Origin of the sequence: Streptomyces oryzae, from assembly GCF_017676365.1 — a bacterium.
GTDB lineage: Bacteria > Actinomycetota > Actinomycetes > Streptomycetales > Streptomycetaceae > Streptomyces > Streptomyces oryzae.
The window spans coordinates 1-20,566 of the sequence record NZ_JADKMA010000097.1; the positions used below are offsets into that span (position 1 = coordinate 1).

Consider the following 20,566-nt stretch of genomic DNA (forward strand, 5'->3'; position numbering starts at 1 on the left):
GAGGTGGGAGAAGGCGGAAGGAGACGGCCGAGGCGGCGGCCCTCACGCCGCCTCGACCATCTCGGCACGTACGGCGCGCTGCCACTGCCCGCGCAGCCGGTCCAGCTCGGCGAGAGCCTCCTTGGACCAGAGGGTGCGGCCCGCGACGAACTCCCTGATCGCGTCGTTGGCCGCGGTGACGGAGAGCTCCGGCGAGGGCACGCGGCCCGCGCGGGTCTCCAGGGACCGTCCGGGCTCTCCGGGCCCGGTGGAAGTCGTTGTCATACGGACTACAGTACGGCCCGCCACTGACAACTGCAGTTCGTTAACGAGGCGCTCAAGACGGCTGGTTGGTGCTGCGTCGCAGGTGTCGGCGGTGCACCGCGCCAAGGTGCTCCTGCCGGGTGTGAGATGAATCGCTCCAGATCCCCTTCGTACGGGGGAGTAACCACCCGTTTCGTCAACCCGACGTAAGCTCGCGTTGTGCCGCTGCTGGAGTGGATATCGATCGTTGCCGCCGCCGGTTACGGCGCCGCGGCGGGCTCCCTGCTGCCACGCGCCGTCTACCGCCTCTCCGTGGAACCCGGGGAGCCCTGGCGCAGCAGCTGCCCGCGGGGGCATGCGCTGGGCGGGGGAGTGCGCGGCGCACTCGGTCCGGCGACGTGCGCCGCCTGCGCCGGGAGCCAGGAGCCCCCGGGAGCGTACGGGCGCGGGCAGGGCGCTCTCGCCGTTTTCGGCGCACTGATCTGCGCGGGGCTGACGGCAGCCGTCGGACCGCGCCCCGAACTGGCGGTGTGGCTGCTGGCCGTGCCCGTCGCGCTGCTGCTGGCGACGGTGGACCTCGCCGTGATGCGGCTGCCCGACATGCTCACCCTCCCCCTCGCCGGCGGCACCGCGGCCCTGCTGGGGCTCGCGGCCCTGCTGCCCGGCGCCGGCGGAAGCTGGCTCCGGGCGCTGCTGGGCGGACTGGCGCTGGCCGGAGCGTTTTTCGTGCTGTTCCTGATCAGCCCGCGCGGAGTCGCCTTCGGCGACGTCAAGCTCGCGCTTTCGGTCGGGGTAGCCCTTGGGTGGTACGGGTGGGGGGTGCTGTTCGCCGGAGCCTTCCTCGGCTTTCTGGCGGCTGCGGGCTATGGCGTCACGCTGATGGTGACCGGACGGGCACGCCGCAACAGCGCCATGGCCTTCGGTCCCTTCATGGTGCTCGGGGCGATGGCGGGGGTCGCGCTGGGCGGCCTGGCGGCCTGAAACTCGCGGATTGGCTTGCCCGACACGGTCGTTGGTGTGCGGAACATCGCGTCCGAGGGGCTATGGTGGGAACCCCCCCTCGGGCCGGTCCGTATCCCCCCACGGACCGGCCCGCTTTTTGTTGCCCTGCTTACGAGTTGCTGCCGGCGGCGCTGCTTACGAGTTGCTGCTGGCCGACCAGATGTTGGTGCCCGGCTCCGACACCGCCAGCTCGGCGATCTCGCGCAGCTCCTCCTCGGTGAGCTCCGGCCCGTGCAGCGCCGCGACATTGGCCTCCAGCTGGGCGACGGAGCTGGCGCCGATGAGGGCCGAGGTCATCCTGGGGTCGCGCAGCACCCAGCGCAGGGCCAGCTGCGCCAGGGACTGCCCGCGCCGCTCGGCGACGCCGTTCAGGCCGCGCAGCCTGCGTACGACCTCGTCCGTCAGCAGCGCCGGGTCCAGCGACTTGCCCTGGGCGGCCCTGGACCCCTCCGGGATGCCGTCGAGATACTTGTCGGTGAGCAGCCCCTGGGCGAGCGGCGCGAAGGCGATGCAGCCCATGCCCTCCTGCTCCAGCGCGTCGAGCAGCCCGTCCTCCTCGGTCCAGCGGTTGATCATCGAGTAGGACGGCTGGTGGATCAGCGCGGGCACACCCATCTCGCGCAGCAGCCGGGCGGCCTCCCGGGTGCGTGCCGCGCTGTAGGAGGAGATGCCCGCGTACAGCGCCTTGCCCTGGCGCACGGCGGAGGCGAGGGCGCCCATCGTCTCCTCGAGCGGCGTCTCGGGGTCGTAGCGGTGCGAGTAGAAGATGTCGACGTGGTCGAGGCCCATCCGGCTCAGCGAGGCGTCCAGGGAGGAGAGCAGATACTTGCGCGACCCCCACTCTCCGTAAGGGCCCGGGTGCATCAGGTAGCCCGCCTTGGTGGAGATGACCAGCTCGTCGCGGTACGGCCGGAAGTCCTGGGCGAAGATGCGGCCGAAGTTCAGCTCGGCGGAGCCGGGCGGCGGGCCGTAGTTGTTGGCCAGGTCGAAGTGCGTTACGCCCAGATCGAAGGCGCGGCGCAGGATCGCCCGCTGGGTGGCCAACGCGCGGTCGTCGCCGAAGTTGTGCCACAGGCCGAGCGATATCGCGGGCAGCTTCAGCCCGGAGCGGCCGGTGCGGCGGTACTCCATGGCGGCGTAGCGCTGCGGATCCGCGCGGTAGAGCGTCTCGGACGGTACTGCTGCGGGGTCGGGGACGGGGAAAGCGGTGCGGTGCGTGCCGTGCGTCATATGCCATTTCCTATCACCGCACCGTGACCGGCCCCTTCGCACCCGTGAGGGGCCGCCCTCGCACCCGTGACCGGCCCGGTTCGTACGCTCGGGCGAACGGCAGTAAGGTGCTGGGAATCCCGACTCGGCACGGAGAGGCTGGCCGTTCCCATGAAGTTGCGCGACCTGGTGTACAAGCTCTATGCGCGCCGGGTGGAGGACCGTCTCGATCACGCCCAGGTGCCCAAGCACATCGGCGTCATCCTGGACGGCAACCGGCGCTGGGCGCGGGCCGCGGGCAGCACGACCGAGCAGGGACACAAGGCCGGCGCCTCGAAGATCGAGGAACTGCTCGGCTGGTGCGCCGAGACGGACGTCGAGGTCGTCACCCTCTGGCTGCTGTCGACGGACAACCTCAGCCGCCCCGAGAGCGAACTGCTCCCGCTGGTCGGGATCATCGAGGACACCGTCCGCGACCTCGCCGCCGACGGGCGCTGGCGCGTGCACCACGTGGGGCAGCTCGATCTATTGCCCGCCAGCACCCAGAAGGTGCTCAAGGAGGCCGAGCAGCAGGCCGGCGACATCGACGGGATACTGGTGAACGTGGCCGTCGGCTACGGCGGACGGCAGGAGATCACCGACGCCGTGCGCTCGCTGCTGATGGACCGCGCCGCGCACGGGATAAGCCTCGACGAGTGCGCGGAGAGCCTCACCGTCGAAGACATCTCGGAGCACCTCTACACCCGCGGGCAGCCCGACCCGGACCTCATCATCCGCACCAGCGGGGAGACCCGGCTGTCGGGCTTCATGCTGTGGCAGAGCGCGCACTCGGAGTACTACTTCTGCGAAGTGCTGTGGCCCGGGTTCCGCAAGGTCGACTTCCTCCGAGCCCTCCGCGACTACGCTGCGCGCCACCGCCGCTACGGGGGCTAGCCCTCCCGCCGCCCTTCCCCCTCGGCTGCGCCGCACTGCGCCGGCTGCGCCGTGCCGCGTTGGCTGCGCCGTGCTGCTGTGCTGCTGTGCTTGGGCAGTCTGCGCCAGCTTCGCTGTGCGGCGCGCGCTTCGCTGTGCTTGGGAGGTCTGCGCAAGGCGCAGGGCTGGCAAGCGCAGCGCACCGGCCCGCACTCGGCGACGATGCATCAGCCCCTGCAAGGGGCGGCCGCCGCTCGGGTGGGGCCGGTTTCGTGGCCGCCTGCGGCTCGGTGGGCTGCGCTTGCCCACCCTGCGCCCTGGGGGTACCCCCTGCTCGAAGAGCTCGGGGGAGCAGACTGCCCAAGCTCCGCATGGGCAGCACAGCCCGGCGCAGCTGATGGCGCAGCGCATGGTGGGCCCGCGAAGCACGGCGGAGCGGGGTTGTTCGGGATGCGGACAGGGCATTGCATGGCTCGGCTTCCGGGAGGGAATATCCCTCACGACCGTGCCCCTCGAAGGGGTGACGGTCGCCGGGAGGCCCTTTGGACACCACGGATGCCTCCGGACCGCGCGGCGCTCTCACCCGCACGGACCGGGCGCAGGACACGGAGGGCCGGAGTCCGGCCCGCGTGGTGCGGGTCATCTCCGGTCTCTTCCCCCGCGACGCCGTCGCTCCCCGACCTCATCCGAGGGGGTTCGTCCCACCGTGGTGATCAGCAAGAAGCGCAGCGAGTCCGACCGACGCACGTATGTGATCGACACCAGCGTGCTGCTGGCGGATCCGGCCGCCATGGACCGGTTCGACGAGCACGAGATCGTGCTCCCCGTGGTCGTCGTCACCGAGTTGGAGGCCAAGCGCAACCACCCAGAGCTGGGCTATTTCGCCCGGCAGGCCCTCCGCAGGCTCGACGAGTACCGCATTCGCCACGGCCGGCTCGACGCGCCGATCCCGATCGGCGACACGGGCGGCACGCTCCGGGTCGAGCTGAACCACTCGGATCCGGGGGTGCTGCCCGCAGGCTTCCGCCTCGGGGACAACGACTCGCGGATCCTGGCCGTCGCCCGGAACCTCCAGGCGGAGGGATACGACGTCACCGTCGTCTCCAAGGACCTGCCGCTGCGCATCAAGGCGTCCTCCGTCGGCCTGCTGGCCGAGGAGTACCGCGCCGAGCTGGCCATCACCGACTCCGGCTGGACGGGCATGGCGGAACTCACCCTTCCGGGTGAGGACATCGACGAGCTGTTCGCGGCGGAGAGCGTGGCGATGCCGTACGACGCCCCCGAACTGCCCGTGCACACGGGGCTGGTGCTCCAGTCGGAGAAGGGCAAGGCGCTCGGCCGGGTGACACCGGACGGCCGGATCAGGCTGGTGCGCGGCGACCGGGAGGCGTTCGGTATCAAGGGCCGCAGCGCCGAGCAGCGCATCGCGCTGGATCTGCTGCTCGATCCCGAGGTCGGCATCATGTCGATGGGCGGCCGGGCCGGCACGGGCAAGAGCGCGCTGGCGCTCGGCGCGGGGCTGGAGGCGGTGCTGGAGCGCAGGCAGCACAGCAAGGTGATGGTCTTCCGGCCGCTGTACGCCGTCGGGGGCCAGGATCTGGGCTACCTGCCGGGCACCGAGGCGGAGAAGATGAGCCCCTGGGCGCAGGCCGTCTTCGACACGCTCTCGGCGGTCACCAGCCGGGAGGTCATCGAGGAGGTCGTGGCCCGGGGCATGCTGGAGGTCCTGCCGCTGACCCACATCAGGGGGCGCTCGCTGCACGACGCGTTCGTCATCGTCGACGAGGCACAGTCGCTGGAGCGGAACGTGCTGCTGACGGTGCTCTCCCGGATCGGCACCGACTCGCGGGTGGTGCTCACCCATGATGTGGCGCAGCGGGACAACCTCAGGGTGGGGCGGTACGACGGAGTCGTCGCCGTGGTCGAGCGGTTGAAGGGTCATCCGCTCTTCTCGCACATCACCCTGACGCGTTCCGAGCGTTCTCCCATTGCCGCACTGGTGACCGAAATGCTGGAGGAGGGCCGGGTTTGACCGGCGCATTCCGCCACGTAGCGCTCAACAGAGCCGCATAGCGGCCTGCGTTCGACCGGGCCCCGTGCGAAATGGGCACAGCACCCTAGCCGCACGGGGCCCGGTCGCGCGCCTATTTCCGAGATTCCCGTGCCCCAAACGCTGTGTGAGCTTTCCCACTCAGCGCAGAATTGCTTCGGCGCGTCCGGTTCCGGCAGGGTGTGGGTCCTGTCAGGCCCCGCATACGGCACACCCGCACCACCAATGGTGCGACACCGCAAGGCAGTACAGAACTGAACAGCAGTCGCGCCGTATGCCGCCCGAAGCACCACGCGGGCTCTCCTGTCGGGGAGACCCACCGGGCCCGTGCCTCCCGTGGCCAGTACGAGGGAGGCCAGTGTCAGGGGCACGATTGCGTCCGCGAGGTCACCCCAGCGGGCATGTTGGAAGGAAACCGTGTGACTGCTCGGATTTCGGTCCGGGGATTCGCCGTGGCGTCCGCCACTGCGGTCACCACCGTCGGCGCCGTCGTCGGTGTTGCCGCAGGCGCCGACCAGGGCCAGGCGTCCGGTGACGCCGAGGCCACCGCCGCCGAGGCGACGCTCCTAGAGGACATACCAGCCGGGTCACAGACCCATGCGCAGACGGCAGCCCTCACGCAGCAGGCGGACGCCGCATCGTCCGCAGCCGACGCCGAGGCCAGGAAGTCCGCCGAGGAAGCCGCCCGCAAGCAGGCTGCCAAGGACGCGGCGGCCAAGGCGGAGAAGGCGAAGAAGGATGCCGCCGCCGAGGCGGCCGCGAAGAAGGCCGCGGAGCGCGACAAGCTCAAGACCGCCGCGAGCCGGTCCTCGGACCGTACGGACTTCGCCCAGAAGGGCTCGTACACCACGGCCGAGGTCCAGTCGATGGCCAAGCAGATCGTCGGCGCCGGCCAGTACCAGTGCTTCTCCGAGATCGTCTCGCGCGAGTCCGGCTGGAACTACAAGGCGACGAACGCCTCCTCGGGTGCCTACGGCCTCGTCCAGGCGCTGCCCGGCTCCAAGATGGCCTCGGCGGGCGCCGACTGGCGGACGAACCCGGCCACCCAGATAAAGTGGGGCCTCAACTACATGAACGACCGGTACGGAAGCCCATGTGGCGCATGGGACTTCTGGCAGGCCAACAACTGGTACTGAGCCGGACGGGCCCACCGCGACTTACCGGACCCTGAGTGTCCGGACGGGATGCCCCCTGTGGCGATCGTGACGATCAGCCCAGGGGGCTCCCTCATGTCCGCACACACTCTGCACGCCCGCCCCTCCGCAGGGGTCCTCCGCACGGCTTCCGGTTCGGGAAGCAACCATCGGCGCGGGTAACGTCGTCCCTCACACGGCGAAGGCGCACCGGCCCGGGGGCGGAGGAAGCGGAATGACGAGCAGCATGGACAGGCTCAGAGCGGCTGCGGGCCGCTGGGCCGCGAAGGCCGCCGAGCGGCGTGCCGAAGCGGAGCGCAGCTCCCGTGCCGCCCGCAGGGCCGACGGCATCGACCCCGAGCTGTCCAACACCGAGGCGGGCCGGGCGCAGGCCGAGGCGGAGGCAGAGGCCGAGGCGGAGGCCGGCGGCGCGGAGAGCGGGAGCGGGAGCGGCTATGTGCCGCCGCCCCCGCAGTACGCGCCCGCCATAGCGGCCAAGCCCGAGCCGTCCGCCGCCGTGCCGTGGGGGATGCGGGTCGCGGCCGAGGCCGGCTGGCGGCTGCTGATCCTGGCCGGGGTCATCTGGGTGCTGATGAAGGTCGTCAGCACGATAAGCCTGGTGATCATCGCCTTCTCCGCAGGGCTGCTGATCACCGCGCTGCTCCAGCCCACCGTCGCCCGGCTGCGCCGGATAGGCCTGGGGCGCGGGCTGGCCACCGCCATCACCTTCATCGGCGGCTTCGTCGTGATGGGCCTGGTCGGCTGGTTCGTGGTGTGGCAGGTGATGGAGAACCTGGACACCCTCACCGACAAGGTGCAGGACGGTATCCAGGAGCTGAAGAACTGGGCCTTGAACGGCCCGTTCCATGTCTCCGAGGACCAGATCAACGAGATCGCCCAGAACCTCAGCGACTGGATCGGGGACAACAGCAAGGAACTGACCTCGGCGGGCATCGAGGGCGTCACCGTCATCCTGGAGTTCCTCTCCGGCGCCCTGCTGGCGATGTTCGTGACGCTCTTCCTCCTCTACGACGGCCGCCGCATCTGGGAGTGGACGCTGAAGTTCGTCCCCTCGGCGGCGCGGGACGGTGTCGCGGGTGCGGGCCCGCGTGCCTGGGCGACGCTCACCGGCTATGTGCGCGGCACGGTGATAGTCGCGCTGATCGACGCGGTCTTCATCGGGATCGGGCTGTACTTCCTCAAGGTCCCGATGGCCGTGCCGCTCGCCGTCTTCATCTTCCTCTTCGCCTTCATCCCGATCATCGGTGCCGTGGTCTCCGGCGCGCTCGCCGTCGTCGTGGCGCTGGTGACGGACGGCATCGTCACGGCGCTGCTGACGGTGGCCGTGGTGCTGGCCGTCCAGCAGATCGAGAGCCACATCCTCCAGCCGTTCATCCTCGGCCGGCTGGTGCGCGTCCATCCGCTCGCCGTGGTCCTCGGCGTGACGGGCGGCAGCCTGATCGCCGGGATCCCCGGCGCGGTGGTGTCGGTGCCGCTGGTCGCCGTCACCAACACCGTCGTCGGCTATCTGCGGGGGTACGCACAGGAGCAGACTCTGCGCCGGCTGCAGGAGGCCGCTCCGCAGCAGGAGGGCGCCGGGCCTGCGGGCCCCGCGCCAGGCCCTGAGCGACCGGAACTGCCCGAAGGCAACGGCAACCAGTCATGACCGGGGCCCGGGCGCTGCCCCGGGCGACGCACGCGCCGTCGGCTCAGTAGGGCGCCTCCCGCTGGTCCATGAAGCGGCGCAGTGCCTCCGTATCGGCTTTCGTCCAGCCCTTGGCGGGGGCGACCGCTGCCCAGCCCTCGACGGAGCCGTTGCCGTAGCGGTGGCCGTGCGGGGCGCCGACGCCGTAGGAGACGGCCATGTCGACCGTCGTCTGCCAGAAGGTGACCAGCGGGAACCAGTTGACCTCGTCGGTGATGTCGGGCCCCAGCGGCTCGCGCAGCCAGCGCGGCGGGTCGAGGGCGAGACCGGGTGACCACCACACGATGGCGTCCGAGGCGTTCTGGAGGTAGACGACGCGCGGCGCCCGCCACCCGGAAGCGGACTGCGGCCCCGGCCGTGCCAGGTCCTTCTTCGGCCACTGGGCGAACCGGAAGTGGCGCCCCTTCTCGTACTCGGGCCGCCAGATCGGGGTGCCTGGGTCGCGGTGTGCGGTCAGCTGCCGGCGGATGGGGGAGAAGTTGGGCGTTCCGGCGAGCAGCGCGCCGTCCACCTTCTTCAGCATGTCGTCGGGGCCGTCGAAGGACGCCTCGATCCCGTAGGCGCCGAGGGACTCGCCGAAGACGACGAGTTTCGGCCGCTCGTGGGCCGGTATGCGCAGCCAGCGCGCTCGTACCGCCTCGACCAGCGCCCGGGTGGCGCGGCCCGCCTGTTCCTTGTCCACCATGAAGGAGGCCCAGCTGGGCAGGTAGGAGTACTGCACGGCGACGATCGCGGTGTTCCCGCCGTGGATGTACTCCAGCGGTTCGGCGTCCGTCGAGTTGACCCAGCCCCGCCCTGTGGTGCCCGCGATGGCCAGCACCTCACGGTCGAACGCGCCGGTGCGCTCCAGCTCCCGTACCGCCAGCGCGGCCCGGGAGGCGAAGGTGGGCGCCGACTCCTGGCCGATGTAGACCCGGATCGGCTGTACGGCGGGCTTGCCGGTGACGGTGCTGATCTGGTGCGGGGTCAGGGACGAGCCGGTGAAGTTCCGCCCTTCGTAGCCCAGCTCCTCCCAGCGCACCAGCGAGGAGCGGCTGCCCGAGACGAGGTGTGAGGTGGGCTGGACGATGCCGTCCTTGGTGCTCTGGTCGGTCTTCTCGGCCAGCCGCGCTGCGATGTCGATGATGCCGCGGTCGAAGACGACGTCGCGGGTGCCGAAGACCACGACGACGGCGCTCACCAGCACTCCGGCGGCAATGGCCAGCGGGCGCGGCACGAACCGGCCGAGCAGCCGGATCAGGGCGCGGGTGCCCAGCCGTACGGTGCGGCCGATCGCCACCAGCACGCCGCAGATCGCCATGGCGAGCAGCGCGATCATCATGGAGTGCCAGGTGAGGGTCTCCGGCATCTCCTGGAGCCGGCGCAGCTCCCGCTGCGCGTCGGCGCTCCAGGACAGCGCGGCGATGGTGAGCACGGTGCTGAGCAGGTAGTACGCCAGCCAGCCGCGCGCCCGCCAGTGCGGCCCCGGCCGCCCGGGCAGCACGCGGAGTACGCGGCGGCGGTATCTGCGGCACAGAGGTCCCAGCGCCAGCCGCAGCAGCCACTCCGCGAGCCCGCCGACGGCATATCCGATGGCGGCCGTTATCCCGCCGATCACCCCTTGCAGCAGCCAGGGCCTGGGCACGAGGGAGGGCGTGAGCGAGAGCCAGAAGAACAGCGTCGCGCAGCACATCGCCGTCAGCCCGGGCCAACGGCGTACGACATACGCGGAATCGGGCGCCTCCCAGTACGGCCGCCGGGCGAAGCGCCGCACGAGGCCGAGCGCGCGCCGGCGTATCCGGCGCAGCACCAGCATGCCGCGCGGCGGCCGGATGCGGACCGGCGGCTCGGCGTGCGGGGGCCGGGCGGCGGTGTGGAGCGGGCCGGTGTCCTCGTGCGGCTCCTGGAGCGGTTCCGCGCGCGGCGCTGTGGTGAGCTGGTCGTCCGCTGCCTGTCCCATCGCCCACTTTCCCGATCGATGTCCGCAAACGAGGCCGACCGCCCGTTTCGGCGGCCCCGTTGGCTGACGCAGCCAGGGGCGAGGGGGTTGCCCGTGGCCCCCAACGCCGGTGCGGCGGCGGGGCCGTGGCAAGCAGGGCCGTGGCTCTGCGGGACTGCCCGGCACTGACTATCCACAGGGTGTATACACGTAGTGTATAGTTTCGGTATGTCGATCAGTCATACGTTGCTCGGCTTGCTGGAGATTGGGCCACGCCATGGGTACGACCTGAAACGGGCCTTCGACGAGAAGTTCGGGCAGGACAGGCCGCTGCACTACGGGCAGGTCTACTCGACCATGTCGCGCCTGCTGAAGAACGGGCTCGTCGAAGTCGAGGGCATAGAGTCGGGGGAGGGCCCGGAGCGCAAGCGGTACGCGATCACCGATGCCGGGATCACCGATGTGGAGAGCTGGCTGTCCACGCCGGAGAAGCCGGAGCCCTATCTGCACAGCACGCTCTACACCAAGCTGGTGCTCGCCCTGCTGACCGGGCGGGACGGCGCCGCGCTGCTGGACACCCAGCGCTCCGAACATCTGCGGCTGATGCGCGAGTTGACCCGCCGCAAGACGGCCGGCGACCTCGCGGACCAGCTCATCTGCGACCACGCCCTCTTCCACCTGGAGGCGGACCTGAGGTGGCTGGAGACGGCTGCCGCCCGGCTCGACAGGCTGGCCGCCCAGGTGCGCTCATGACCGCCGCTCGGTGCCGGGGCTCCGTTCCTGGCCGCGCACTCCCTGGCCGCTCCCTCCCCGGCTGCTCGTCCCTGGCCGCTCGCCCGCTGCTGCCGGGGGTTGGCACGGCCCGCCTCCAGGCGTTAAAGTGCTATCACTTTGCTAGAGGCGCGCCGGCCCGCCCGGGCTGCGTGCCCGCCTGACCGCACAACCGACCGCACGCACGACCGACCGGGGGGAACGCGATGAGCCTTGACCAGCCGACCGACGCACCTGAAATGCCTACGCCGGAAGTGAAGGAGACGACAGCGCACAGCATCCCGGGCGGGCTCGCCCTGCTGCTGGGGCTGATCGGCTTCCTGCTCGGCGTCGGCGCCGTCATCGCGGGCGGCGGCCTCGCCTCGGACGGCAGCGGAGCCGGCGGCGGCGTACTGATCGTCCTCGGCATCGTGCTGGTGATCGCCGCCGTCTTCGGCATGGCGGGGCTGAACATGGTGGCGCCGGGCGAGGCCCGCGTCGTCCAGCTCTTCGGCCGCTACACCGGCACCATCCGCGCGGACGGCCTGCGCTGGGTCAACCCGCTCACCAGCCGCACGAAGATCTCCACCCGGGTCCGCAACCACGAGACGGCGGTCCTCAAGGTCAACGACGCCTACGGCAACCCGATAGAGCTCGCCGCGGTCGTCGTCTGGCAGGTGCGGGACACCGCGCAGGCCACGTTCTCGGTGGACGACTACGTGGAGTTCGTCTCCACCCAGACCGAGGCCGCGGTCCGCCACATCGCCATCGAGTACCCGTACGACGCACACGACGAGGCGGGCCTCTCGCTGCGCGGCAACGCCGAGGAGATCACCGAGAAGCTGGCAGCCGAGCTGACGGCCCGGGTGCGTGCCGCCGGTGTGTCGGTGGTCGAGTCCCGCTTCACCCACCTCGCCTACGCCCCCGAGATCGCCTCCGCCATGCTCCAGCGGCAGCAGGCGGGCGCCGTGGTCGCGGCCCGCAAGCAGATCGTGGAGGGCGCCTGCGGCATGGTCGAGGACGCGCTGGCCCGGATCACCGCGCAGGACTTCGTGGAGCTGGACGAGGAGCGCAGGGCCAGCATGGTCAGCAACCTGCTGGTGGTGCTGTGCGGCGACCGCTCCCCGCAGCCCGTCATGAATACGGGGTCGCTCTACCAGTGACGGCAGACGGCGAGGGCAAGGGCAGGCCGCAGCAGCGCAAGCAGGTGCTGCTGCGGCTCGACCCTGCCATGCACGACGCGCTCGCCCGCTGGGCGGCCGACGAACTGCGGTCCACCAACGCGCAGATCGACTATCTGCTGCGCCGGGCCCTCAAGGAAGCCGGCCGCCTCCCCAAGGAGGCACGCCCGCACCCGCGCCGCGGCCGCCCGCCCAGCGAGGGGTGACCCGCCCCGCCAGGGGCGACGGGCGCCGCTAGGGCAGTACGGGCCGTACGGGCAGCGGCCGCATCGCGGCCCGCAGGGCGTCGCCGAAGGCGCGGAACTCCTCCTCGCGCGCCGCACCCTCCCGCATCGCCAGCGCGATCCGCCGGGACGGCGCGGGATCGGCGAAGTGCGCCGTACGCAGCGACTCGTTGCGCCCGGCCTCCACCCGGACCGCCGTATGCGGCAGCAGCGTCACGCCCATGCCCCCGGCCACCAGCTGCACCAGCGTGGAGAGGCCGGCGGCGCTGGTCGTCACGCTGGTCGACTCGGTGCGGCCGGCCTCGCGGCAGATGTCGAGGGCCTGGTCACGCAGGCAGTGCCCCTCGTCGAGCAGCAGCAGATCGAGTTCGCGCAGCAGGGAGCGCGGCAGGTCCGAGCGCCCGGCGGCCGGGTGGCCGTCCGGAGTGACCAGCACGAAGTCCTCGTCGAACAGCGGCACCTCGTGCACCCACGGAGAGCCCAGCGGGACAGCGCACAGCAGCAGATCCAGCCGCCCCTGCCCCAACCCTTCCAGCAGCGAGGCCGTCTGTTCCTCGTGCACCTGCAGGTCCAGGTCCGGGTAGCGCTTGTGGACGAGACCGAGCACGGTGGGCAGCAGATACGGCGCCACTGTCGGTATCACCCCCAGTCGCAGCACCCCGGTGAACGGGGCCTGCGCCGCCTCGGCCTCCTCCATCAGCTCGCCCACGGCGTGCAGTACGGCCCGCGTACGGGCGGCCATGCGTTCACCGGCGGGGGAGAGCAGCACTTTTCGGGTGGTTCTCTCCAGCAGCTGCACCCCCAGCGTCTCCTCCAGGGCCGCGACCGCGCCGGAGAGCGCGGGCTGGCTCATGCCCAGCGCCGCTGCGGCCTCCCGGAAGTGCAGATGCTCCGCGACGGCGGCGAAGGCCCGTAGCTGCGAAAGGCTGGGCTGGCGGCTGCGCGCCGCCCGGGTGGGCGGTACGGGGACAGCGGTGGCGGTCACTGATAACTCACTCCAATCAACCACGCCCACTGTAACTATTGCCGCAGGTCAGAACGGAGTTCGGCGGGGGTGTGGGCCGCGCGACGGTGCCGCCTGACAGGTGAATTTCCGGCATGTGTCGCGTAAGGCCTCTACTAAGTGCAAATAAGAGCATTGTCGTACAAATAGGTATGACACTCACATGTACGAGGAGGAGTCATCAATGAAGAGATGTGCACGCGCCGCGGTCGTGGCCGGTCTCACTGTTGCCCTCGGTGGTCTTTCGGCACCGCTTGCCCTGGCTGACAGTGGCCTCAACTTCGGGGCGTCCGTCAACCTCCAGGAGATCCGTGAGAGCGGCCCCGGTGACCTCGCTTACGCCAACGTCGAGGACTCCCGCAATGTGAAGCTGTCGCAGCAGGACAAGTCGGTCGAGGCGGGCGACATCGTCACCAAGCTGATCGGCAAGTTCGGCCACGCTTCGGTCGCCAACGAGGTCGAGGGTGCGGAGCAGGACCAGGGCGAGCAGGGGTGAACTGATCGCCACAGGCGGCCCGGACCGTTCGCCGGTCCGGGCCGCACGGCTGTCCGGAACGCGTCCCCGGCCCCCGCTGATAGCTTCCCCCGATCAAACGACTCGCTGCGGGCTATTTCCGCGATCAATGGCGCATGTGGTTAGGTGGTGGCGACCAATCTCCAGGAATGCCTGCAATCCGGGCATCCTGGCCGCAAGTGCAAGGAGTTGTACGTGCTCACTGTCGGTGACAAGTTCCCTGAGTTCGAGCTGACCGCCTGCGTCTCTCTGGAGAAGGGCAAGGAGTTCGAGACGATCAACCACAAGACCTACGAGGGCAAGTGGAAAGTCGTCTTTGCTTGGCCCAAGGACTTCACCTTCGTCTGTCCCACCGAGATCTCCGCGTTCGGCAAGCTGAACGAGGAGTTCGCCGACCGCGACGCGCAGATCCTCGGTTTCTCCGGTGACTCGGAGTTCGTGCACCACGCCTGGCGCAAGGACCACCCGGACCTGACCGACCTGCCCTTCCCGATGATGGCCGACTCCAAGCACGAGCTGATGCGCGCGCTCGGCATCGAGGGCGAGGACGGCTTCGCGCAGCGCGCCGTCTTCGTCGTGGACCAGAACAACGAGATCCAGTTCACGATGGTGACCGCCGGCTCCGTCGGCCGTAACCCCAAGGAGGTCCTGCGGGTCCTCGACGCGCTGCAGACCGACGAGCTGTGCCCCTGCAACTGGACCAAGGGCGAGGAGACCCTCGACCCGGTCGCGCTGCTGGCTGGTGAGTGAGCAGCATGGCTCTCGATGACCTGAAGTCGGCCCTTCCGGACTACGCGAAGGACCTGAAGCTCAACCTCGGCTCCGTCATAGGCAACTCCCAGCTGCCCGAGCAGCAGGTCTGGGGCACCGTGCTGGCCTGCGCCATCGCGTCCCGCTCCGGGATCGTGCTGCGCGCGCTGGAGCCGGAGGCCAAGGAGAAGCTGAGCGGCGAGGCGTACACCGCCGCGAAGTCGGCTGCCGCCGTCATGGCGATGAACAACGTCTTCTACCGCACCCGGCACCTGCTGTCGGACCCTGAGTACGGCACGCTGCGCGCCGGGCTGCGGATGAACGTCATCGGCAACCCCGGTGTCGAGAAGACCGACTTCGAGCTGTGGTCGCTCGCCGTCTCCGCGATCAACGGCTGCGGGCAGTGCCTCGACTCCCATGAGCAGGTGCTGCGCAAGGCGGGTGTGGACCGCGAGACGATCCAGGAAGCGTTCAAGATCGCTTCCGTGGTCCAGGCGGTGGCCACCACCCTCGACGCGGAGTCCCAACTCGCCTGACCGAGTTGGGACCTCAGCTGCGCAGCGCACCGGCCCGCACCCGGCGACGATGCCTCAGCCCCCTACAAGGGGCGGCCGCCGCCCGGGTGCGGGCCTTGGCGCGAGGTCACAACTCCGGTTCGGGTTCGGGAATGGGGAGCTCGAACCAGACGACCTTGCCCGTGGAGAGCCGCGTGGCCCCCCACCGCCGGGCGAGGCGGTTGACCAGATACAGCCCGCGCCCGCCCTCATCGGTGGCGCGGGCCTGCCGCAGCCGGGGGAGCTGCGGCACATCGTCCCCCACCTCACACCGCAGCATGTCGGTACGCAGCAGCCGCAACGTGATGGGACGTTCGGCGTACCGCACGGCGTTGGTGACGATCTCGCTGACCAGCAGTTCCACCGCGTCCGACAGCTCGTCCAGACCCCAGCGGGCCAGCGCTCTGCGGGCCAGCCGGCGGGCCTGGCGCGCGGTCTGGGCGCGGGGGTCGAGGAACCAGTAGGCGACATCGCTGGGAGCGATCCCATCGAAGCGTGCGGCCAGCAGAGCGATGTCGTCGTCCCGGTCGCCGGGCCCGAGAATGTCCAGCACCTCGTCGCACAGCGGCTCCAGCGGGGCCGAGGCACCGGGACGGGTGAGTCGCGCGGTGGCGGCCAGCTTCTCGCGCAGGTGCTCGATGCCGGTCCACACGTCGCGCTGCCGCGACTCGACCAGTCCGTCGGTGTACAGCAGCAGCGTGGCGCCCGCCGGCGCGTCCAGTTCGACGGCCTCGAAGTCGACGCCGCCGACCCCGATCGGCGCACCGGCCGGTATCCGCAGCACTTCGGCCCGGCCGCTGCGGTGCAGCATGACGGGCGGCGGATGGCCCGCGTTGGCCACGACGATGCGGTGCGCCACCGGGTCGTAGACGGCGTAGAGGCAGGTGGCCATGCGGTCGCTGCCGAGCCGCTGGGCCTGCTCGTCCAGATGGTGCAGCACTTCCTGGGGCGGCAGGTCGAGCCCGGCCAGTGTCTGCGCAGTCGTCCGCAGCTGGCCCATGATCGCCGCGGAGGTCATCGAGTGGCCCATCACATCGCCGACCACCAGCGCCACCCGGGAGCCGGGCAGCGGGATGGCGTCGTACCAGTCGCCGCCGACCCGGGCGGTCTCGGCGGCCGGCAGATAGCGGCTGGCGAGGGTGACGCCGGTGGGCTGCGGGAGTTCGTCGGGCAGCATGGTGCGCTGCAGCTCGTCGGCGATGTACGCCTCGCGCCCGTAGAGCACCGCCTTGTCCACGCCGAGTGCCGTATGGGTGGCCAGCTGCGCCGCGATGAGCAGGTCGTCCGGCTCGAAGGCGGGGCGGTCCGGGCGGCGCAGGAAGACGGCGGCACCGATGACCCGGCGGCGTCCGCGCAGCGGCGCGAGGATGGCGCGGTGCCCTGCGGGCACCTCCCGGTCGGGGCCGAGGAGTTCGGGCAGCGCGGCGCTGGCCGCGGGGGAGTCGGCGAAGACCGGCCGCACCCCGCGCAGCACCTCGGCCAGCGGGCCGCCCGGACGTACCTCGGTGAGCTTCGCCGCGCTCGTGGACGCGCCGCCTGCCGCCATGCCGGCGGCCATGCCCAGGGAGAGCCCCGCGGCCTCGGCGGCCACCTGCCCGGGGAACCCGGCGGCCTCGGCCGGCTGCCCGGCGCCGTCCGCGCTCCGGCCGCCGGAGACCGCCGCCTGCGCCTGTGCGGCCTGCAACGCCTGTGCGGCCAGCGGATCCTCGGGAATCCGGTCGCTGCGCCGCAGCCGCAGCACGAAGGGCCCGGTGGGCCGCTCGTCGCCGACCGGCAGCGGGTCGCGCAGATAGACGAGGATCGCGTCGGAGTACGCGGGCACACTGGCGCGGCACAGACCCAGGACCGTCTCGTCCAGATCGACGCCGCGGGCGATGCGCCGCGTCGCAGCGCCGACGAACCGCAGCCGGTCCCCGCCACGGCGCTCGCGTTCGGAGCGTTCGCTCCCGGAGTCCTCGGCGGTGGGCGGCTCGGCGGCGAGGGGCGGCTCCGGCGGCTCGGCGGCGAGCGCCGGGTCGGTGGGTCTTGCGGACTCGCCGGGCTGCGGGGGATGCGGCCGCGGCCGGGGCGGGGTGCCGTCGCGCCCGCGCGCGGCCGGCTGTCCCTCGCCGCCGCCGGGGCCGGTGTGGGCGTTGGCCGACGGTGTGGGGGGCGTCGGTTCTGTCGTGCTGCTCGCCGCAGGTTTCTCGTGCTCCGTCACGCGTTCGGTTTCCATCCATCCGGGGCTGCGCGTCGGCGCACGCCCTGCGCTGGGTGCTCGCGGTCTATGGGCGTCGTCGGCACTGCAAGAAAAGCTGGATCTCGGGTGGTACATCCGTGCTCGCAGGAGCGTACGCGCGCGCGTCCTCTCCTACGACATCGAACCCCGCGTCGTGGACCACCGCGCGCAATTCGTCCCGCAGATAGCCGGATACCCGGATCGAGTTGCCCAGGAACGGGATCGCGAAATCGTTCACGTCCGCCTCCACCATGCCCAGGGCCAGCGGCCCCTCGCCGCGCAGCTGCCCGTGCAGGGCCCGCAGGGCGAACGGGATCTCCGGGCGGGGCAGCATCAGCAGGGAGAAGAACGCGACGGCGCCGTCGAACGGTCCCAGGCACGACGACTCCAGGTCGGCCACATCCAGCTTGCGGCACTCGCTCTCCGGGACGTTGTCGCGGCACAGTTTCAGCATCGAGGACGACAAGTCGATGCCGACGACCTTCAGCCCGGCGTCGGCGAGCTGGCGGGCCGTCGGCAGCCCGGTGCCGCAGCCCACGTCCAGCACCCGGGAGCCGGGCGGCAGTTGCTCGGTCAGCCAGGCGGCGCAGGCGATCTGGCCCTCCTTGTGGGGAAATGCCTCGTCGTACCGGTCCCCGATGGCGTCGAATGCCGCAGCCTGGCCCGACCTGTCGATGTTCGTACGGTCAAATCCGTCATATGCCCCGGCACCTGCCCCGGACCTCCCGCTAGCCCCAAAACCCGCAGAGCTGCTCACGGCTGGGCTCCTTCCTGGCTGCCGGTCAAGTCCCCGGGGGGTGAGGGGAGTTGTGCAGCGTACGATTACAGACGTTGATCCTACGTTTGCAGTATGGGGGCGTATCAAGGGGCACCGGGAGGCCGGTGCGCACACGCGTTGAACGGCGGCCTGTCCCAGTCGTCGGGCAGCTCGGGAACCGGCCAGGCCGGATCGGGCCGCCACCGCTCCCAGCCGTCCGCGAACGGTGACCCCCACGAGCGCACCGCCTCCACGGCCTGCCGACCCGCCTCCCTGATCCGCGCGGCCTGCGCCTCGTCCAGCAGCCCGGCGTGCTGCGCAGCGGCGAACTCGTCCTCGTCCAGCCACTCCCAGCTGCCGTCCGGGCGCACCGCGAGATCCAGGAAGTGGTCCTCGGAGTCCACCCCGCCCGGCCAGCGCAGCCGGGGCTCCTCCAGATTCACGTAGAAATTCTTGAACCGCCAGCCGTTCTCCCAGAACAGCCACACCGACCACGGCTCGGCCGGCCGCGCCAGCTTCAGCACGCCCATGCCGGACCAGTGGGCGAAGGCGGTCCGGCGCGGCTTGGTGTAGCGGGTGGCCAGCGGCTCCCGGGAGATGGGCGTGCCGTCGGCGAGTTCAGGTCTGACACACGGCGTACCGGGCGCCATCCAGGCCGCCAGCAGCTCCGCGGTGTCCCGTACGACGGTGACGGGGCGGCAGATGTGGGGGTGTTCGGCACCGTTGGCGCGGTAGCGCCACAGGATCTGGGTGCCTGTGGCCCAACGCTGCCGGGGCGCCAGCTGTTCCGCTGTCATGACGGGATCTTAGGTGCCAAGGCCGCCGGCCCGCCGTGAGCTGTGCCGCAGCGGTGCGGGCGACGCTGCGTCAGAGAGGTCTGCGGGCAGGGTGTGGTGTGTGCGTCAGGGGTGTGTCATCCGCAGTACGTCCAGCGCCTCGTCCAGCTGTTCCAGCGTCAGCTCGCCCCGCTCGACGTAGCCGGACTCCAGCACGGCCTCCCGGATGGTGAGCTGCTCGGCCATGGCCTTCTTCGCGACGGCCGCCGCGTTCTCGTAGCCGATGTATTTGTTGAGCGGAGTGACGACGGAGGGGGAGGACTCGGCGAACTCCCGTGCGCGTTCCGCATTCGCGGTGATGCCGTCGACGGTGCGGTCGGCCAGCAGCCGCGCCGCGCCCGCCAGCAGCCGTACCGACTCCAGCAGGTTCTTGGCGATGACGGGCAGCATCACGTTCAGCTCGAAATTGCCCGCGGCGCCCGCCGCGGCCACCGTCGCGTCGTTTCCCGTGACCTGCGCGGCGACCATCAGCACCGCCTCAGGGACGACGGGGTTGACCTTGCCCGGCATGATCGAGGAGCCCGGCTGGAGGTCCGGCAGCGCGATCTCCGCGAGCCCGGTGCGCGGCCCGGAGGCCATCCAGCGCAGATCGTTGCAGATCTTGGTGAGGCCCACCGCGATGGTCCTCAGCTGCCCTGAGGTCTCCACCAGCGCGTCCCTGGCGCCCTGCGCCTCGAAGTGGTCCCGCGCCTCGGTCAGCGGGAGCCCCGTGGCTCGGGCCACCTCCTCGATGACGGCGGGAGCGAAGCCGGGCGGCGTGTTGATCCCGGTGCCCACGGCCGTACCGCCCAGCGGCAGTTCGGCCAGCCGGGGCAGCGTGGCCCGCAGCCGTTCGACGCCGTACCGCATCTGGGCCGCATAGCCGCCGAACTCCTGGCCCAGCGTCACCGGCGTGGCGTCCATCAGATGCGTACGGCCCGACTTGACCACATCGGCGAACTCGCCCGCCTTGCCCTCCAGCGACGCGGTCAGCCGCTCCAGCGCCGGGATCAGATCGGCGGTCACCGCGGCCGTCGCGGCGATGTGGATGGAGGAAGGGAAGACGTCGTTGGACGACTGGCTGGCGTTGACATGGTCGTTCGGATGCACGGAGGGCGCGTCCGCGTTGGAGGCCGCCAGCCGCTCGGTGGCCAGCGTCGCCAGCACCTCGTTCATGTTCATGTTGGAAGAGGTGCCCGAGCCCGTCTGGAACACATCGACCGGGAAGTGGTCGTCCCACGATCCCTCGGCGACCTCCTCGGCCGCCGCCCGCACGGCGTCGGCCCGCTCCTGGTCGAGCACCCCGAGCCGGGCGTTCACCACCGCTGCCGCCGCCTTGATCCGGGCCAGCGCCTCGATATGCGCCCGCTCCAGCCGCTGCCCGCTGAGGGGGAAGTTCTCCACGGCCCGCTGCGTCTGCGCCCGCCACTTGGCGTGCGCGGGGACCCGCACCTCGCCCATCGAGTCGCGCTCGATGCGGTGGCCGGACCTGTTCTCACCGGTGCTGTCGGTCATTGTGCGTACACCTCCACACGGTTCAGCATCCCGTACGGCCGCACACATTCCCGACAGCACGACGCCGGTCCGCCGAGGGCGGGCCCTCGGCGGACTTGTGGGGAGGGGGTCCG

The 20,566-nt window shown here is 71.0% G+C and carries 19 protein-coding genes; 11 read left to right on the plus strand and 8 right to left on the minus strand.

Going from position 1 to position 20,566, the window contains the following annotated elements; translation table 11 throughout:
* Positions 1-42: 42 nt before the first annotated feature.
* Positions 43-264: a hypothetical protein gene (locus ITI46_RS19385; protein ID WP_209240929.1), complete on the minus strand. Its 222-nt coding sequence runs from the start codon at positions 262-264 to the stop codon at positions 43-45.
* Between the two features lie 198 nt (positions 265-462).
* Here ITI46_RS19385 and ITI46_RS19390 point away from each other — a divergent pair, with 198 nt between their 5' ends.
* On the plus strand, positions 463-1,224 hold the full coding sequence (locus tag ITI46_RS19390; protein WP_209240930.1) for a prepilin peptidase: 762 nt from the start codon (positions 463-465) through the stop codon (positions 1,222-1,224).
* A 156-nt stretch (positions 1,225-1,380) separates the two neighbouring features.
* Here the strand turns inward: ITI46_RS19390 and mgrA are convergent, their stop codons facing one another.
* A complete protein-coding gene (gene mgrA / locus ITI46_RS19395; protein WP_209240931.1) occupies positions 1,381-2,475 on the minus strand; it encodes an L-glyceraldehyde 3-phosphate reductase in 1,095 nt (364 codons plus the stop codon).
* A 150-nt stretch (positions 2,476-2,625) separates the two neighbouring features.
* On the opposite strand from mgrA, the gene ITI46_RS19400 reads away from it, so the two are divergent.
* From ITI46_RS19400 to ITI46_RS19415, 4 genes are all read left to right on the plus strand, one after another.
* The gene (locus ITI46_RS19400) at positions 2,626-3,387 is read left to right on the plus strand and encodes an isoprenyl transferase (RefSeq protein ID WP_209240932.1); all 762 of its coding nucleotides are present in this window, start codon (positions 2,626-2,628) and stop codon (positions 3,385-3,387) included.
* A gap of 685 nt (positions 3,388-4,072) precedes the next feature.
* Positions 4,073-5,398, plus strand: coding sequence for an RNA 5'-3' helicase PhoH2 (gene phoH2 / locus ITI46_RS19405; protein ID WP_209240933.1), 1,326 nt, complete (start codon positions 4,073-4,075; stop codon positions 5,396-5,398).
* A gap of 419 nt (positions 5,399-5,817) precedes the next feature.
* On the plus strand, positions 5,818-6,552 hold the full coding sequence (locus tag ITI46_RS19410; protein ID WP_209240934.1) for an aggregation-promoting factor C-terminal-like domain-containing protein: 735 nt from the start codon (positions 5,818-5,820) through the stop codon (positions 6,550-6,552).
* Between the two features lie 232 nt (positions 6,553-6,784).
* Positions 6,785-8,215, plus strand: coding sequence for an AI-2E family transporter (locus ITI46_RS19415; protein WP_209240935.1), 1,431 nt, complete (start codon positions 6,785-6,787; stop codon positions 8,213-8,215).
* A gap of 43 nt (positions 8,216-8,258) precedes the next feature.
* Here ITI46_RS19415 and ITI46_RS19420 read toward each other — a convergent pair whose 3' ends face one another.
* Positions 8,259-10,049 (minus strand): alpha/beta hydrolase, encoded by a 1,791-nt coding sequence (locus ITI46_RS19420; RefSeq protein ID WP_209240953.1) that lies wholly within the window; start codon positions 10,047-10,049, stop codon positions 8,259-8,261.
* 351 nt (positions 10,050-10,400) lie between these two features.
* On the opposite strand from ITI46_RS19420, the gene ITI46_RS19425 reads away from it, so the two are divergent.
* The 3 genes from ITI46_RS19425 (at position 10,401) to ITI46_RS19435 (ending at position 12,309) form a co-directional block, all read left to right on the plus strand.
* The gene (locus tag ITI46_RS19425; RefSeq protein WP_209240936.1) at positions 10,401-10,925 is read left to right on the plus strand and encodes a PadR family transcriptional regulator; all 525 of its coding nucleotides are present in this window, start codon (positions 10,401-10,403) and stop codon (positions 10,923-10,925) included.
* A 224-nt stretch (positions 10,926-11,149) separates the two neighbouring features.
* Positions 11,150-12,085: an SPFH domain-containing protein gene (locus ITI46_RS19430; RefSeq protein ID WP_209240937.1), complete on the plus strand. Its 936-nt coding sequence runs from the start codon at positions 11,150-11,152 to the stop codon at positions 12,083-12,085.
* On the plus strand, positions 12,082-12,309 hold the full coding sequence (locus ITI46_RS19435) for a type II toxin-antitoxin system antitoxin (protein ID WP_209240938.1): 228 nt from the start codon (positions 12,082-12,084) through the stop codon (positions 12,307-12,309). Before ITI46_RS19430 ends, ITI46_RS19435 begins: the two co-directional genes overlap by 4 nt.
* A 28-nt stretch (positions 12,310-12,337) precedes the next feature.
* On the opposite strand, the gene ITI46_RS19440 is transcribed toward ITI46_RS19435, so the two are convergent.
* Positions 12,338-13,312, minus strand: a complete 975-nt coding sequence (locus tag ITI46_RS19440) for a hydrogen peroxide-inducible genes activator (RefSeq protein WP_209240939.1) — start codon at positions 13,310-13,312, stop codon at positions 12,338-12,340.
* Positions 13,313-13,514: 202 nt separating this feature from the next.
* Here ITI46_RS19440 and ITI46_RS19445 point away from each other — a divergent pair, with 202 nt between their 5' ends.
* The 3 genes from ITI46_RS19445 (at position 13,515) to ITI46_RS19455 (ending at position 15,130) form a co-directional block, all read left to right on the plus strand.
* Positions 13,515-13,826, plus strand: coding sequence for a hypothetical protein (locus ITI46_RS19445; RefSeq protein ID WP_209240940.1), 312 nt, complete (start codon positions 13,515-13,517; stop codon positions 13,824-13,826).
* Positions 13,827-14,039: 213 nt separating this feature from the next.
* The gene (locus ITI46_RS19450) at positions 14,040-14,594 is read left to right on the plus strand and encodes a peroxiredoxin (RefSeq protein WP_209240941.1); all 555 of its coding nucleotides are present in this window, start codon (positions 14,040-14,042) and stop codon (positions 14,592-14,594) included.
* A 5-nt stretch (positions 14,595-14,599) separates the two neighbouring features.
* Positions 14,600-15,130 carry an alkyl hydroperoxide reductase gene (locus ITI46_RS19455; RefSeq protein WP_209240942.1) on the plus strand — a complete coding sequence of 177 codons (531 nt, stop codon included), beginning with the start codon at positions 14,600-14,602 and terminating at the stop codon, positions 15,128-15,130.
* Between the two features lie 106 nt (positions 15,131-15,236).
* Here the strand turns inward: ITI46_RS19455 and ITI46_RS19460 are convergent, their stop codons facing one another.
* The 4 genes from ITI46_RS19460 to ITI46_RS19475 form a co-directional block, all read right to left on the minus strand.
* A complete protein-coding gene (locus tag ITI46_RS19460; RefSeq protein ID WP_209240943.1) occupies positions 15,237-17,363 on the minus strand; it encodes a SpoIIE family protein phosphatase in 2,127 nt (708 codons plus the stop codon).
* A gap of 49 nt (positions 17,364-17,412) precedes the next feature.
* The gene (locus ITI46_RS19465; protein WP_209240944.1) at positions 17,413-18,123 is read right to left on the minus strand and encodes a class I SAM-dependent DNA methyltransferase; all 711 of its coding nucleotides are present in this window, start codon (positions 18,121-18,123) and stop codon (positions 17,413-17,415) included.
* 104 nt (positions 18,124-18,227) lie between these two features.
* The gene (gene fomD / locus ITI46_RS19470; RefSeq protein WP_209240945.1) at positions 18,228-18,920 is read right to left on the minus strand and encodes a cytidylyl-2-hydroxypropylphosphonate hydrolase; all 693 of its coding nucleotides are present in this window, start codon (positions 18,918-18,920) and stop codon (positions 18,228-18,230) included.
* A 105-nt stretch (positions 18,921-19,025) separates the two neighbouring features.
* Positions 19,026-20,453, minus strand: coding sequence for a class II fumarate hydratase (locus tag ITI46_RS19475; protein ID WP_209240946.1), 1,428 nt, complete (start codon positions 20,451-20,453; stop codon positions 19,026-19,028).
* Between the last annotated feature and the right edge of the window lie 113 nt (positions 20,454-20,566).

Bases quoted from the DNA above. Each gene is read 5' to 3' on its own strand.
- ITI46_RS19420 (WP_209240953.1), bottom strand. From the start codon at position 10,049: ATGCTGGTGCTGCGCCGGATACGCCGGCGCGCGCTCGGCCTCGTGCGG.
- ITI46_RS19460 (WP_209240943.1), bottom strand. From the start codon at position 17,363: ATGGAAACCGAACGCGTGACGGAGCACGAGAAACCTGCGGCGAGCAGC.
- ITI46_RS19425 (WP_209240936.1), top strand. From the start codon at position 10,401: ATGTCGATCAGTCATACGTTGCTCGGCTTGCTGGAGATTGGGCCACGC.
- fomD (WP_209240945.1), bottom strand. From the start codon at position 18,920: ATGACAGCGGAACAGCTGGCGCCCCGGCAGCGTTGGGCCACAGGCACC.
- mgrA (WP_209240931.1), bottom strand. From the start codon at position 2,475: ATGACGCACGGCACGCACCGCACCGCTTTCCCCGTCCCCGACCCCGCA.
- ITI46_RS19445 (WP_209240940.1), top strand. From the start codon at position 13,515: ATGAAGAGATGTGCACGCGCCGCGGTCGTGGCCGGTCTCACTGTTGCC.
- ITI46_RS19400 (WP_209240932.1), top strand. From the start codon at position 2,626: ATGAAGTTGCGCGACCTGGTGTACAAGCTCTATGCGCGCCGGGTGGAG.
- ITI46_RS19385 (WP_209240929.1), bottom strand. From the start codon at position 264: ATGACAACGACTTCCACCGGGCCCGGAGAGCCCGGACGGTCCCTGGAG.
- ITI46_RS19410 (WP_209240934.1), top strand. From the start codon at position 5,818: ATGTTGGAAGGAAACCGTGTGACTGCTCGGATTTCGGTCCGGGGATTC.
- ITI46_RS19415 (WP_209240935.1), top strand. From the start codon at position 6,785: ATGACGAGCAGCATGGACAGGCTCAGAGCGGCTGCGGGCCGCTGGGCC.
- ITI46_RS19430 (WP_209240937.1), top strand. From the start codon at position 11,150: ATGAGCCTTGACCAGCCGACCGACGCACCTGAAATGCCTACGCCGGAA.
- ITI46_RS19475 (WP_209240946.1), bottom strand. From the start codon at position 20,453: ATGACCGACAGCACCGGTGAGAACAGGTCCGGCCACCGCATCGAGCGC.
- ITI46_RS19455 (WP_209240942.1), top strand. From the start codon at position 14,600: ATGGCTCTCGATGACCTGAAGTCGGCCCTTCCGGACTACGCGAAGGAC.